Origin of the sequence: Pseudoalteromonas sp. SWYJZ12 (genome assembly GCF_015864395.1) — a bacterium.
GTDB classification, from domain to species: Bacteria; Pseudomonadota; Gammaproteobacteria; order Enterobacterales; family Alteromonadaceae; genus Pseudoalteromonas; species Pseudoalteromonas arctica.
In genome coordinates this window covers 16,106-30,990 of the sequence record NZ_JADYXH010000009.1, presented here as the reverse complement: position 1 = coordinate 30,990, position 14,885 = coordinate 16,106, and the positions used below count along the sequence as shown (strand labels likewise).

Here is a 14,885-nt window from a genome sequence, read left to right as displayed (position 1 = left end):
AGCTAATTCAAAGCTAAAACGTACCCAATATTAGGCGGCTCGCCTGCAAAGGAAATAACAATGACTGAACACGAATATCACCAATTAGCCGAAGCTCTTATGTTCACTATTGAAGAGCAGGTTGATGATTGCGAAGCTGATTTAGATTACGAATCGGCACAAGGTATTTTAGAAATTATTTTTCCTGATAAAAGTAAAATAGTGATTAACAAGCAAGCACCTCTTCATCAAGTATGGGTTGCGACTAAGTTTAATGGACATCATTTTGAAATGCGTGATGGGTTATGGATTGATAACCGTTCTGGCGCTGAATTTTGGGCGTTTATAAATGAAGCCTCAACTCGCCAAGCAGGCCAAGAAGTTAAGTGGCAATCATCACTATGAGTTTAGAATTTGTAGAATATGCAGCCCAAAGTGAGCACAAAGCAACGGTTATTTGGTTACATGGTTTAGGTGACTCTGGGGATGGTTTTGCGCCAGTAGCTCCGCAGCTTAATTTACCAAGTGAGCTTGGTATACGGTTTGTTTTTCCGCATGCGCCAGTACAACCGGTCACCATAAATGGTGGTATGGAAATGCGCTCTTGGTACGATATTAAATCTATAGAATTAGATAAGCGTGCCGATGAACAAGGCGTAAGGGATTCGGCTGCAAAGGTAGAAGAGTTAATTAATAAAGAAATTGCTAATGGCATACCTGCTAATAAAATTATTTTAGCTGGTTTTTCTCAAGGTGGTGTTGTGTCTCTGCATTTAGCACCGCGCTTTGAGCAAAAGCTTGGGGGTGTTATGGCGCTTTCTACTTATATGTGTGTGCCGCAAAAATTTGCTGATGAAGCAAAGCATACTGATTTAAACGTATTTATGGCTCATGGTAGCCAAGATAACGTTGTACCGCATAGTGCGGGAAGAAGTGCGTTTGAAGTATTAACAGCACATAACATGGATGTAAGCTGGCAAGAATATCCAATGGCCCACCAAGTTTGCGCAGAAGAATTGCAAGCTATTCGCCAATGGTTAATTGCTCGTTTAAGCTAATTTTGGAACCGCTGAGGTCAATATGAGTCAAAAAATAGTTATTAAAGCAAATGTTAAACGCGAACTACAAGAGAGTGTACCAACGGTAAGCTACGAGTGGAATTGGCGTCGTATTGTGAGTATTGCTATGTTGGTATTAATGACCTCTGCAGCAGTTGTGTATGGCTTAACAATGTCAGCCAGTGCAGAGCAAGGTGAGCATCCAAATGAGCAGGAGCAATTTTTAAGCTTTAGCAGTAACGCTCAAAACCAGACAAACCTTGAAGTAACGGATGTTGAGCCTGAATCATCAGTAAACAATACCCCTAATGAGCCTGCAGAGGTAATGCAAGCTCGGATTGAACCGTTGTCAGCTGAGCAAAATGAGGCTCAACTAAGCATTTCAAGTAATACATCTGATGAAGCTGAGCTTGTAAATAATCCCCCTGTTTTATTGGCTAACAACGATAGTGTTACTGAACAAAGCGAAAGCATTAATACAGAGTTAAACTCAAACCTTGATAATGATGTGCAAGAAGAAACCGCAGAAGCTCAAAACGTAGCTGAGCCAGCCAGTCAAAGCGACTTACTTTTAGAGTTAGAAAGTGATGATGGCGCATTGAGTGGCACTGAAGGTTTTTCGCCGACAGCACAAGTGGCAAGTGTGGCTTTGGGCGCGCAAATAGACACGGGTAAAATTAGCCGTGCGGTACTTACTCGTAAAGTAAGTAAGCGTGAGCCCACTAATGTGTTTGCTGCTGATATTAGATTAAGTCAGTTTGATGAAGGTGTATCGTTTTTTAGTGAGATTAAAAATCTTCAAGGCCAGCAAGTTAAGCATGTTTGGTCGTTTGAAGGTGAAACTATGGCTGAAATTACACTTAACGTTACTTCGCCTCGCTATAGAACGTACTCAACAAAAAATATCATGGACACACAAACAGGCCATTGGCGTGTTGATGTAGTTGATGAGCAAGGCAATTTAATTGCCCAAAAAGAGTTTAGAATTTTAGCTGACTAAAACTAGCTAAACGCAGTAATTAATTGGATACCCCTATGACAGAAAAAACAAAATTAGTACGCATCGCAACGCGCAAAAGCGCCTTAGCACTTTGGCAGGCCGAATTTGTAAAAGCAGAGCTTGAGCGTTTTCATGCAGATGTGCGCGTAGAATTAGTCCCAATGTCGACGCAAGGGGATATAATTTTAGATACGCCATTGGCTAAAATTGGCGGTAAAGGCTTATTTGTTAAAGAGCTAGAGCAAGCTATGTTAGATGGCCGAGCTGATATTGCCGTGCATTCTATGAAGGACGTGCCAGTAGAGTTCCCAGAAGGATTAGAACTGTATACTATTTGTGAGCGTGAAGATCCGCGTGATGCGTTTGTATCAAACAATTTTGCAAATTTAAACGAGCTACCACAGGGCGCTATTGTGGGTACTTCGAGCTTACGCCGCCAGTGCCAAATTAAAGCACTTCGCCCTGATTTAGATATTCGTGATTTGCGCGGTAATGTAAATACGCGTTTAGGTAAATTAGATGATGGCCAATACGATGCTATTATTTTAGCGGCAGCGGGGCTTATTCGTTTAAAAATGAGTAAGCGTATTGCTGACTACATTGAGCCAGAAGTGTCATTACCGGCAAATGGTCAAGGCGCTGTAGGTATTGAATGTCGTATTGATGATGAAGTAACAAAAGCATTACTTGCACCACTTGAGCATACCCAAACACGTATTCGCGTAAATGCAGAGCGTTCGATGAACCGCTATTTAGAAGGTGGTTGCCAAGTTCCTATTGGTGCTTATGCATTAGTTGATGGCGAGCAGGTACATTTGCGTGGTTTAGTGGGGGCTGTTGATGGCAGCGAAATTTTACGTGACGAAGTAACAGGTCATGTAAATGACGCAGAAGAACTAGGTATTGAGCTTGCTAAAAAATTACTAGCTCAAGGCGCAGACAAAATATTAGCTGAAGTTTATAGAGACGCATAAATGACACATATTCTGATAACTCGGCCCGAAGGAAAAGGCGCAGCCCTTGCACAGCAACTTGAGCAAGCGGGTTATCAGGCGTCTTTATTTCCGGTATTAAAAATAACGCATTTAACACCCTCCAGCACTGAACTTAGTCCGCTGTTAAATGCAGATAAAATAATATTTATATCGCAAGATGCAGTCAGTGCACTTTCGCAATTAAAACCCGATATAAATACCAAAGCGCAGTTTTATGCGGTTGGACAACAAACAGCCGACATTATATATGAGCAATTTGGTGTGCGCGCAGCAGTACCAAAGCAGTATGATTCAGAAGGGTTACTTGCGCTCAAATCACTCGCCGAGGTTGATGGCAGTAATATAGTGTTAGTTAAGGGGCAAGGTGGCCGCCCTGAGTTAGCTAAAACGCTAAAAGAGCGTGGTGCTTTTTTAAATAATTGTGTTGTGTACAAACGTGAACCCACAGAGAGTATCACCCCTAACTGGACAGACCACTGGAAAAGCCAGAATGTACACGGTATAGTCATAACAAGTAATGCAGCAGTTGATGCTATATTTAAAAGCCTTACTGCACACCAACTACAATGGTTACAACAGTGCCGATTTTATGTTGCAAGCGAGCGGATAGCCGCTTATTTAAAGTTGCAACAGGTAAGTTCGGCTAATATACACATTGCAGCAGGGGCTAGCGATAATGCTATGTTTACCTGCATAAATCAGCAAGGTAGCAACATGAGCGAACAGTCAAAGCCAGTTACGGCAGAAAAAGCCACATCAACAATAGCTAACCCGGCCTCAGCTAAATCAGCTAAGCAAGAGCCAGCAGCTACAAAAAATACGACAGAAAAAAACAAACAAAAGGTAAGTAAGGTTGCAGCACTTGCGCTTCTTATTTCGTTAATTGTGGCCTCTGGTGTTGGATACGAGTTTTATCAAAAATTAAATGCTGGTAAGGCGCAAAACCTAGCCGTTAATGAGTTAAGCGAGCAAAATAAGTTACTCGTTCAAGAGCTGCAAGCACTTAAATCGGCGCAATCTAATTTGCAGCAAGCGCTGTTTAATAGTGAGAAAAAAGTAGCCGCAACCCTAAGTGAAAGTGCAGCTCAAAATCAGCAAGAGCTAAAAGCAGCCCTGCAAAAAGCGCAGCAACAAGGCTCGTCTTTAAACCCACAAGAAGTAACCAGCTTACAGCGTATGGCTGAATTTAAACTATGGGCTGAAAAAGATTACCAAGGCACTAGTGCTGTTTTAAAGCGCTTAGATGCATTACTTAGCGAACACCCAGGAACAGTTGAAGTTCGCCAAGCTATTATGCAAGACATACAAACACTTGATAGCCTTAAACCTGTTGCAACAGAGGCTATTTATTTACAGCTAAACAGTGTACTAAGCAGTATTGACGACTTAGTTTTTAATGCAGTTAATTTACCAGAAGAAGCAGCTACAATAGATGAAAATGCTTTAAGTGGTGACGTGAGTGATTGGCAGCAAAACTTGAGTAATAGCTGGAATAAAATTGTGGATAGCTTTATTACTATTCGTCAGCACGAGGGTGTTTCCATTGAGCCATTACTTACGGATCAAGAGCGCCATTTAATAAATCAACGAATCAAGCTTAATATAACTCAGGCACAAGATGCACTTATGAGTAAGCAGGCGAGTATTTTCTTTAGCGCCCTAAGTGAAGCAAAACGTTTAGTTGGTGAGTACTTTAAGCAAGACGATGATACAACTAAAACGGTACTTAAAGCGTTGTCTAAACTTGAAAAAGAGCAGCTTAACTTTAATCCAAAAGTAACCTTAAACAGTACACAAAAGGTTAAGGAGTGGGCGCAATGATAGGGCTAATTATTTTAATTGTAGCTATTGTTGTTGTACTAGCGGTTACTCCATTCGTTCTAGATGAAAAAGGTTATGTACTTATTTCATTTAACAATACGACGATAGAAGGCACGATAGTATCGTTTTGTATAATGGCAGTCATTACCGCTGTTGTTTTATATTTAACATATAAGTTAATTCGTTATTTATTATCGATTTATCATAATACTAAGCATGGCTTTTTTGCACGTAGCCAAGAGCGCAAACAAGCAGCTATTGAGCAGGCTCTTTGGAGTGCTATTAATGATGATTACGAGCACGTAGAACAGGCTTTATCGGGTAATAGCGTACCAGATAAGTTTGAAGATATTCGCTTAGCATTACTTGCAAAAGCAGCGCTTGCTAATAATCAAACAGATAAAGCACTTGAGCGTTTATTTGAAATAAGCCCAGAGCATCAATTAAAAGTAGCAAAGCTATGGTTGGCAAGTGGCGACAGTAGCGCGATTGAATCACAAATGCGTATTAGCGCAGAAGCTAAAAAAGCCACCGCACTTGAGTTAAAACTTTATGCAGAAGTATTAGTACAGCAACAACACTTTAGTGCGCTGGAAGATTTTTTGCCGCGTTTATTACGCAAAAAAGCACTTACTGATGCACAGTGGACGCAGTTATTTAGTGCCTACTTTAATGCGTTAGATGCAGACAAACTGAGTGAAAAATATAAACAGCTACCGAAAAAGCTGCAAGCTCATGCCCACACCGCATATTTAATGCAAATGGCGCAAGCAGGTCAATTGGCTGCTATTGAAAGTGACTTAATTAAAATGGTTAAGCACAATGAGCAACACTTAGAGCTTGCCAATATATTAAGTAAAGCAACAGCAGCCGATGCGCCTAAGTTGCAAATAAACATACAAGAACGCCTTAAAAAGGATGATTCAAATAATTCACTATTACTTGCGCTGGCTTGCCTTGCTAATGCTAAAGGTGATTATGACTTAGCAGCTAGAATTTTTGATAAAGCACTGAATAGTGACAATAAAAAACAGTTCTCTGAACAAGCTGTTTTAAGTTATAAAAATAGTGCACAAGCAGAAAAGGCGCTCGTTTTATATCAATAAATGACTACACTATAACTACTTAGCATTTTTTGTAGTTCAGGAGCACAAGCATTGAGAAAGTTTTTGATATTAACCCTTAGCTTGGCTTGTGCTTACTTTTTTACTGGGTATTTTAGCAACTCACTTCTTTCTGTAGATGGCTATGCGGTCGCCTCTTGGCCGCCCTCAGGAATTGCTTTAGCGAGCTTTTTAATTTGGGGACGTAAGTCATTTATTGGCCTTATTCTTGGTGCTTTCTGTACTAACTTAATTCATCTTGATAACACCGTAGATATTCTTCATTTTAATGTGCTTTTACAAGCTATTTGCGTCACTTTAGCCTCTGTTTTACAGGCTTGGATTGGTCGTCAAATTATAGTAAATGTTATAAAGGCTCCACTAGATTTATCTTCTTTAAAGCACAGTATACAGAGCCTAATAGTAGCAGGACCAATATGCTGTGTTATTGCTGCAGGTGTGGGAACTAGTTTATTAGCATTGAATAATGTGATCCCTACGCATGCTATTTTTGATAGCTTTATAGCATGGTGGATTGGCGACAGTATCGGTGTACTTATATTTACTCCACTCATGCTCGCAGCCTTTAATTACACGCAAGTACGCCACCGTATGTTGGTAATTTTACCTTCACTATTAATTTATATACTAATCAGCGTTAGTTTTTATGGCGCTGCCAGTGTTAAAAAAGAAAAAGACATTCAAAAGCAAGAAGCCAAAATACTTACTGTGCAAAATGCTATAAGCCAGAAGCTCGATGGTATTACTGCTCACTTAGGATTGTTAGCTACATTTTTTGCTAGTAGTAATGACGTGAACTTTAAAGAGTTTAAACAATTTACTTCAAAGCAGTTGGACTATAGCCAAGAAATTTTAGCATTTGAATGGATACCTTATGTACCAGCAAATAAACTCGCAGATTTTGAAACACATGAAAATACAGCCACAGGCAAACCTTTATATATAAAAGAAAAGTCACTTGATGGAGGTTGGCAACCTGCAGGTACTCGTAGTAATTACTTTCCTGTAAAATATGTATATCCCTTAAAAGATAATGAAGGTGTTTTAGGGTTTGATTTAGCTTCTAGTAAAGTAAGAGGTGCAGCGCTTAGCAAAGCGAAAGAGCTTAATGAACTTGCACTAAGTGAGCCAATTAATTTAGTCCAAAATACAGCTGAAGACGGTGTACTCTTTTTATATCCTGTTTTTGGAGAGTCGTCTACCGAAGATGATTTTCAAGGTTTTGTGGCTGCGATTGTCAGTCTGAAACGCTTATCGCAAACACTATTATTTGATCACAACAACTCAATTTCAGTCAGTTTTTTTGATACAACGATACCAGGGAAAAAGCAGGCAATTTATATTGCCGATACCGATAACTCGCAAACGCTGTTTAAAGAATATCAATTGTTGATTGGCAAACGCATGTGGCAGGTCGAGTTATATGAACCAATAGTTAGAACGTCTTGGTTAATGTATTGGCTTGCACAAATAGTAGGTATGTTGTTTGTGTGGTTACTGATTACATTTTTGATTTCAGTTACAGGTACAAACATACAAATTCGCGAACAAGTGGCTAAGCAAACGCATACATTACGCAAAGAAAAACAAAAAGCAGATGAAGCGAGTCATATTAAAGGACAGTTTTTAGCAAACATGAGTCACGAAGTCCGCACCCCTATTAACGGTATAAAAGGGCTGCATTATTTAGCGCTGCAACAGAATGATTGGCAACAAGCAAGGAGTTACATTGAACAAGCAGATGGAGCACTGGGTGTTTTACTGCGGGTATTAAACGATGTGCTCGACTTTTCAAAAATGGAAGCAGGCAAGCTAGACTTAATGCAAGAGCCTATTAACGTAGCGAGTTTAGCGGATGAAATGCTTAATTTACTTCAGTTTGAAGCTGACATTAAATCAATAAAGTTAAGTCTCGATTTTGATCAAACATCAAATTTGGTCATTAATACCGATCCAATCCGCTTAAAACAAGTGCTGCTGAATCTGCTCAATAATGCGGTTAAATTTACAGGGGAAGGTGAGATCACTCTGAAAATTTGGCAGTCGAAAAAAATGACTTACTTTAGTATTAACGATACGGGTATTGGTATTAGTAGCGAAGCACAAAAACAATTGTTTAAACCGTTTGCGCAAGCCGATAGCTCAACCTCACGTCAATATGGTGGTACAGGCTTAGGGTTAAGTATTTGCAGAAAGCTGGTTGAGTTAATGGGTGGTGCAATTGATTTAGTCAGTTATGAAGGCAAAGGTTCTACATTTACATTTAGTTTGCCGCTTATATCGCCTTTACCAAAGGCAGAGCAAATTCAGCAGCAATACGACGAAATAGATGTAAGTACCTTATCATTCGCAAACTATAAGTTGCTTCTAGTAGAAGATAACCCACTTAACCAGCATGTTGCCAGTGCCATTTTAAAAACAAAAGGGTGTATTGCCGACATTGCTAATGATGGTTTTGAAGCCATAGAAAAGCTAACCGAAAATAGCTACGACATTGTTCTTATGGATATTCAGATGCCAAAAATGGATGGACTCCAAGCAACAAAAGTAATTCGTTGTGATTTAGGGTTAATTGATTTACCCATAATAGGGCTATCGGCGAACGCCCATGACGATGACGTTAAAAAGGCATTAGCCTCTGGAATGAATAGTTATATTACCAAACCTATTGATGCAAATACGCTTTTTAAAACTCTTTGGCATTATTTATCAAATAAATAAGTAACGTTATTTTTTGCACAAAAAGCAGACATATGACCGCTTAAACTTAACGCAAACCATATAGACTTGAAAAATAACTATATCTGCGTATCATGCGCGCAAATTTAACTAAACTGGGTTGCTATTATGATCAATAGAAAATTACCTTTGCTAGATATTCACCGTCATTTAGATGGTAATGTACGTGCGCAAACCATATTAGAACTTGGTCGTCAGTTTAATATAGAGTTACCTGCAGATAACGTTGAGGCATTAATTCCTCATGTTCAAGTTATTGACCCTGAGCCAAACCTTATGGCTTTTTTACAAAAGTTAGATTGGGGTGTCACTGTACTTGGCGACTACGATGCGTGTAGACGCATAGCGATTGAAAACATTGAAGATGCACAAGCACAAGGCCTTGATTATGTAGAGCTTCGATTTAGCCCTTACTACATGGCACAAAGCCAAGGTTTACACCCAGAAGGGGTTGTAGAGGCGGTTGTTGATGGTATTAAATCAGCAACAAAGGGTGCAAATATAAAAGCTAACTTGATTGGTATTTTATCGCGTACTTATGGCGTAAAAACATGTCAAAAAGAGCTTGATGCTTTACTCGCATTTAAAAATGATTTAGTCGCTGTTGATTTAGCCGGTGACGAAATTGGCTTTCCTGGTGAGTTGTTTGTAGAGCACTTTAAAAAAGTACGAAATGCTTATTTAGCTTCGACTATTCATGCTGGAGAGGCACTCGGTGCTCCAAGTATTTGGCAAGCAATTAATGAGCTAGGTGCAAGCCGAATAGGGCATGGCGTTAAAGCTATTGAAGATCCAAAACTAATGGGTTACTTACGCGATAACCGTATTGGTATTGAGTCGTGCTTAACAAGTAATATTCAAACCAGTACAGTAAACGATTTAGCTAAGCACCCACTTAAACAGTTTTTAGATCACGGTATTTTAGCGTGTATTAATACTGATGACCCTGCGGTTGAAGGCATTGAAATTGAGTACGAATATACCGTTGCAGCACCTAAAGCGGGCTTATCTCAAGCTGATATGGAAAAAGCCCAAAAAAATGCATTAGAAATAGCATTTTTAAGCGATGGCGATAAAAAAGAGCTTTCAGCAATCGTTAGCGCACGTTAACTCTATTTAATACACATTAAAAATGCCGCTTTATAAGCGGCATTTTGTTATCTGCAATTTAGTGTGTTTGGCAGCTCATGTAATTATCGTAAAGTGCTTTAAGTACATCTGCTCGGCTGATCATGCCGATTACTTTAACACCCTCTACAACAGGGTAGTTTTTTGGTTTACCGGGCTGCATTTGCTCTGCAAGCTCAATAATATTGGTATCGCCGCTAACGGTCACTACCTTTGTTTGCATAAGTTGCGATACTTTAACCATCCCATCACAAAAATAACTGCTGTGAGTTAGAGGTTTTAGTAATTCTTGCTCTGATATAAATCCGACTAGGCATTTATCTTTATCAAATACTGGTGCGCCAAGTAGTTTAAATTTTTGTAGTTCTGCGATGGCTGTCGTCATTTCTGTATCTGGTGTGATATTTGGCAACTTGCGTTGCATAAAATCTTTTACTTTTGTATTTAGCATTTGGGTCTCTCCCGCTGATGTTCTATACAAAGTATGGTTTATAGATAGGGATTTAGGAAATTGTTTATGTTGATGAGATTGATAGGTTTTAACTATTAAGTATTTGTTGTTATATAAAATAAAAGCACCGATTAGGTGCCTTTATTCATAACTGAAAGTTAATTTCAATTATTTGATAAATGCGAATGCATCTGCGTACATGTTTTCACGAATTGCACCATGAGTAATAAAGTCATCACGGACAATACCTATCATGTCAAAACGACCGGCCATATAAATATCGTATGGTTCAAGTGATACAATATCTTGCATTACCGCTTTATGTACATAGCCAGTGTGACCTTGCCAATTAGCAGATGGATTTTCTACCACAGGGATAAACTCAAAGTTTTTGTGGCTATCGGCCCATGTTTGCATTTCTGTATGTGCGTATAAAGCTGACTCTTCTTTTACACCCCAGTAAAATAATACAGGACGGTCGCACTTAATTTCAGCTAAGTGATCAGCCATTGATTTTGCGTATGAAAAACCAGTGCCACCGGCAAGTAAAATAATAGGGCGCTCACATTGCAGGCGCAACTGTGAAATACCCAAGCCAGCTTCAATGTCTACTAACTGCCCCGTGGTATGGGCGTTTCGTAAATGTTCCAGCGATTGCATTGCATACGAATCGGCACCTGACGCGCCAATATGCAGTTCTATTGCATCGCACTGTGAAGGGCGACTAGCTATAGAAAAAGCACGTTTGTCTTTTTCGCCCAATACGAGTTGCATGTATTGGCCAGCTTCAAAGGTCACAGGTTGTTGTGGCTTTAAAATTACTTTGTGAACAAATTCTGTAAGTGGGCTGATAGCTACAACTTCAGCTTTTAATGTTTGCATTTTTTACCTTTTAGCAGCGCTTTAAACAGCAGATACGCAATCGAATGACTCGATTCTAGCATATCTGCAGGGTTATTTTATAGCCTGTTATGTACTTACATATAAACACTTAAAGAATATTAAGGCTTTCCCAAATATCATCTACGCGGTCTTTGGTGTCTTTATCCATAACAATAGGCTCGCCCCATTCGCGGGTGGTTTCGCCAGGCCATTTATTGGTGGCATCCATTCCCATTTTTGAACCAAGGCCAGAGACTGGCGATGCAAAATCGAGATAATCAATAGGTGTGTTTTCTATTAATGTTGTATCGCGAGCAGGATCCATTCGGGTTGTTATAGCCCAAATAACATCTTCCCAATCACGGGCATTAATATCGTCATCGCACACAATTACAAACTTGGTATACATAAACTGACGTAAGAACGACCAAACTCCCATCATCACGCGCTTAGCATGGCCAGGATATTGTTTTTTCATTGTTACAATCGCCATACGGTATGAGCACCCTTCAGGCGGAAGGTAAAAGTCGACTATTTCAGGAAACTGCTTTTGTAATATCGGCACAAACACTTCATTAAGTGCTACACCTAAAATCGCAGGCTCATCAGGCGGACGGCCAGTAAATGTGCTGTGATAAATAGGATCTTTACGATGCGTTAAGTGAGTTACCGTCATTACTGGAAAGTCATCTACTTCATTATAGTAACCGGTATGGTCACCATAAGGGCCTTCTGGCGCCATTTCACCTGGCATAATGTAACCTTCAAGTACTATTTCTGCACTGGCAGGGACTTGTAGGTCATTTGAAATAGATTTTACAACTTCGGTTCTGCTACCACGTAATAAACCAGCAAATGCATATTCGCTTAATGTGTCGGGTACAGGCGTTACTGCACCTAATATAGTAGCTGGATCGGCACCTAGTGCTACCGAGACAGGGTAAGGTTGCCCTGGGTTTTCTTTACACCATTCCTGAAAATCAAGCGCGCCACCACGATGCGACAACCAACGCATAATTATTTTATTTTTGCCTAATAATTGCTGGCGATAAATACCTAAATTTTGGCGCTTTTTATAAGGCCCTTTAGTGACTGTAAGGCCCCAAGTAATTAATGGCGCTGCATCACCTGGCCAGCAATGCTGAATAGGTAATTTAGTTAAGTCTACATCATCACCTTCTAAAACTACTTGTTGGCAAGGCGCTTTTTTAACTTCTTTTGCTGGCATATTAAGCACTTGCTTAAAAATAGGTATAGCGCCTAGTGCTTCTTTAATACCCTTTGGTGGATCAGGCTCTTTTAAAAAAGCGAGTAGTTTACCTACTTCGCGCAGCTCGCTAACGTCTGTTTGGCCCATGCCCATTGCTACGCGTTTTGGTGTACCAAATAAGTTGGTAAGCACCGGCATATCGTAGCCTTTTGGATTTTCGAATAATAACGCAGGACCTTTAGCACGCAATGTGCGATCAGATATTTCGGTCATTTCAAGATACGGGTCGATTTCTTGGGTGATACGTTTAAGTTCGCCTTTTTTTTCAAGCAAATCGATAAAATCACGTAGATCTTTATATTTCATTGTGGGCCGCTATTAAGCAAAAGAGTTGAAGTATTATACCCATTTCATGCAAGCCAAGTCATTACTTGCACTTAAAACTTAAAGCGCTCTACGGCACTTGTTAAGGAGTGTGCAAGTTGATTTACGTCTTCACTTTCGCTTGCTAGGGTTGTCGCGTTTTTGGCATTCAAGGTTGCTTGCTCTGTCACCTTGGCCATTATTTGTTGAATGTCGTTACTGTTAGTCAATTGCTCGTGTGATGCATGAGCAATCTGCTCACTCATCTGATTAACAGACAACAATGTGCTTTTAATACGCTCTACGGCTTTGTTTAGTTCAGTGCTGTTTTTAACACATTGCTTGGCTTGGTGTTGGCCATCGGTAATGTGTTCTTGAGTTGTTTGAGTGTGCTGTTGCAATGTTTGGATCATGGTGTTTATTTCGCTAGTCGAGGTCTGTGTACGTGCAGCTAATGATCGAACCTCATCAGCAACTACAGCAAACCCGCGTCCGTTTTCACCCGCTCGCGCTGCTTCAATTGCAGCATTGAGTGCCAATAAGTTGGTCTGCTCGGCAATGCTGCTAATTGTTTCAACAATGGCTTCAATAAGCTGAGTGTGTTGGGCTAGTTCCTCAGTGCTGCCTACTGCTTTATCAAGGCGCTGTAATAAAGTTTCTATACTTAGACTATTTTTATTAGCAATCTTGTTTACGTCATTGGCAAATTGCGATGCATTGGTTATTTCACTTGATGTTTTATCTGCTTGTTCATAAACCGCTTGTGAGTTGGTTAGCATATTTTGTGCAAGCGATGTTGCCTGCGCGCTTCGCTCCAACTGCTGTTGTGCAACAACCGTCATTTGCTGACCTTTTTCACTGGTTTTAATAGCGCTGCGGTCTAGTTCATGGGCGTCACTACTAATTGCGCCAATTAACTGGGTAAGGTCTTCACTGAGTTTATTTATGTTATTTAGCAAAGTACCAAATTCATCTTTACTGCGCGGATGGCTTCGCTTTGATAAATCACCTGAGGCGATTCGGGCTAAATCGCGGTTTACTTTTTTAAGCGGTTTTAGCATTGCGCGAGTTGTAAAAATAGAGATAGCGATAATCAATATAATTAAAACAAGCGTAATAATTACTACAGAACTAATCCCAGTATTTATGGCGGCCTTTGCATTAGTTTGTAAGGCATTAAAGCGCTCATCAGCCAATTTATTAAGTTCAATAAGCTGACCTTCTGTTGTTATAAATTGCTGTTGAAAGTGTTCAAAATTTTGAGCCGCAGCAATAGTACTTTTGAGTACTTTATTTTGTTGGGCATAAATTCCTGTATTGTTGTTAAGTAACTCTCTTAATTGATTAAACTTAGTCGTTAAATTTTTAGCATTAAACGCATTATTAAAGGGTAGCGCTTGTTGCTCTAAATAGGTGAAATTAGGTTGGATGTTATCTAGTAGAAATAGGGTATCTTGCTGATGGCTATTTAAATCATTGATACTTGTAGTTTGAGTAATGCTTTTTATATTATTGCTTAAGTTAAACAATAAATCATCTATACGGGTCGCTGTTCCAAACATAGCATTAAGTAGCGCCTGCTGTTTTGCAGGCACTTCTAAAAGTTCTATATCAAGTAAGTTAGAACTTAAATTGTAAAGTTGCTCGTTAAACGTTGCTGATAATTCTATGGTGGAATTTTGCGCTACAAACTTACTCTCTTTAGCACTAAACATTGCGACACTTACTTTAGTCAGTTGCTCAAAGCCTTCGTTGGTACTGGCGAGTAAATTTTGCATTGTTATTTGTTGATTTAGTTGAGTGCTTAACGAATTGAGCATATCGCTAAATTGTTGTTGCTCAGCTTGCGCCTGTTTTTTATTTTGTTGAAGTAAATCAAGGTTTGCTTGGCTGTAAGCTAAGGCATTAAATTTGGTAATAGACAGTAATGATAGCCTTAAATCTTTACTGAACTGTTGTACCGGAACTGCTAATTTTTCGGTTCGGGTATTGTTAACGCTAATTTTGTTTAATGACCAATAAAAAAACACACTACTTGTTAGCACCAATAAACCAATGGCTGTAAAAGCTAAAATTATTTTATGTTTGATCGCAATTGAACGCATAACTTCATCACAATAATGGGTCTTTAATTA

General features: G+C 39.5%; 12 protein-coding genes. 8 read left to right on the top strand and 4 right to left on the bottom strand.

The window, feature by feature from the left end; genetic code table 11:
• The first annotated feature begins 60 nt into the window (after positions 1–60).
• From cyaY to add, 8 genes are all read left to right on the top strand, one after another.
• Entirely contained in the window at positions 61–384 is a 324-nt protein-coding gene (cyaY, locus tag I6F42_RS11800; RefSeq protein ID WP_002960979.1) for an iron donor protein CyaY, read from the top strand.
• The gene (locus I6F42_RS11795) at positions 381–1,037 is read left to right on the top strand and encodes an alpha/beta hydrolase (protein ID WP_007580555.1); all 657 of its coding nucleotides are present in this window, start codon (positions 381–383) and stop codon (positions 1,035–1,037) included. Before cyaY ends, I6F42_RS11795 begins: the two co-directional genes overlap by 4 nt.
• Before the next feature lie 22 nt (positions 1,038–1,059).
• Positions 1,060–2,037 carry a DUF2914 domain-containing protein gene (locus I6F42_RS11790; protein ID WP_197152261.1) on the top strand — a complete coding sequence of 326 codons (978 nt, stop codon included), beginning with the start codon at positions 1,060–1,062 and terminating at the stop codon, positions 2,035–2,037.
• Between the two features lie 35 nt (positions 2,038–2,072).
• Positions 2,073–3,011 carry a hydroxymethylbilane synthase gene (gene hemC, locus I6F42_RS11785; RefSeq protein ID WP_010554568.1) on the top strand — a complete coding sequence of 313 codons (939 nt, stop codon included), beginning with the start codon at positions 2,073–2,075 and terminating at the stop codon, positions 3,009–3,011.
• Positions 3,012–4,853 carry a uroporphyrinogen-III C-methyltransferase gene (locus I6F42_RS11780; protein ID WP_197152258.1) on the top strand — a complete coding sequence of 614 codons (1,842 nt, stop codon included), beginning with the start codon at positions 3,012–3,014 and terminating at the stop codon, positions 4,851–4,853.
• On the top strand, positions 4,850–5,959 hold the full coding sequence (locus I6F42_RS11775) for a heme biosynthesis HemY N-terminal domain-containing protein (RefSeq protein WP_197152256.1): 1,110 nt from the start codon (positions 4,850–4,852) through the stop codon (positions 5,957–5,959). The genes I6F42_RS11780 and I6F42_RS11775 overlap by 4 nt, the downstream gene beginning before the upstream one ends.
• A gap of 51 nt (positions 5,960–6,010) precedes the next feature.
• Entirely contained in the window at positions 6,011–8,698 is a 2,688-nt protein-coding gene (locus I6F42_RS11770) for a CHASE domain-containing protein (RefSeq protein ID WP_197152254.1), read from the top strand.
• A gap of 126 nt (positions 8,699–8,824) precedes the next feature.
• Positions 8,825–9,826 carry an adenosine deaminase gene (gene add / locus I6F42_RS11765; RefSeq protein ID WP_197152252.1) on the top strand — a complete coding sequence of 334 codons (1,002 nt, stop codon included), beginning with the start codon at positions 8,825–8,827 and terminating at the stop codon, positions 9,824–9,826.
• A gap of 58 nt (positions 9,827–9,884) precedes the next feature.
• On the opposite strand, the gene I6F42_RS11760 is transcribed toward add, so the two are convergent.
• The 4 genes from I6F42_RS11760 to I6F42_RS11745 all read right to left on the bottom strand — a co-directional run bounded on the left by I6F42_RS11760 (position 9,885) and on the right by I6F42_RS11745 (position 14,855).
• On the bottom strand, positions 9,885–10,295 hold the full coding sequence (locus tag I6F42_RS11760) for a CBS domain-containing protein (protein ID WP_197152250.1): 411 nt from the start codon (positions 10,293–10,295) through the stop codon (positions 9,885–9,887).
• Positions 10,296–10,463: 168 nt separating this feature from the next.
• The gene (gene fre, locus I6F42_RS11755) at positions 10,464–11,177 is read right to left on the bottom strand and encodes an NAD(P)H-flavin reductase (RefSeq protein WP_024589658.1); all 714 of its coding nucleotides are present in this window, start codon (positions 11,175–11,177) and stop codon (positions 10,464–10,466) included.
• 109 nt (positions 11,178–11,286) lie between these two features.
• Positions 11,287–12,753, bottom strand: a complete 1,467-nt coding sequence (ubiD, locus tag I6F42_RS11750) for a 4-hydroxy-3-polyprenylbenzoate decarboxylase (RefSeq protein WP_007580574.1) — start codon at positions 12,751–12,753, stop codon at positions 11,287–11,289.
• A gap of 71 nt (positions 12,754–12,824) precedes the next feature.
• The gene (locus tag I6F42_RS11745) at positions 12,825–14,855 is read right to left on the bottom strand and encodes a methyl-accepting chemotaxis protein (RefSeq protein ID WP_010555427.1); all 2,031 of its coding nucleotides are present in this window, start codon (positions 14,853–14,855) and stop codon (positions 12,825–12,827) included.
• Positions 14,856–14,885 lie beyond the last annotated feature (30 nt).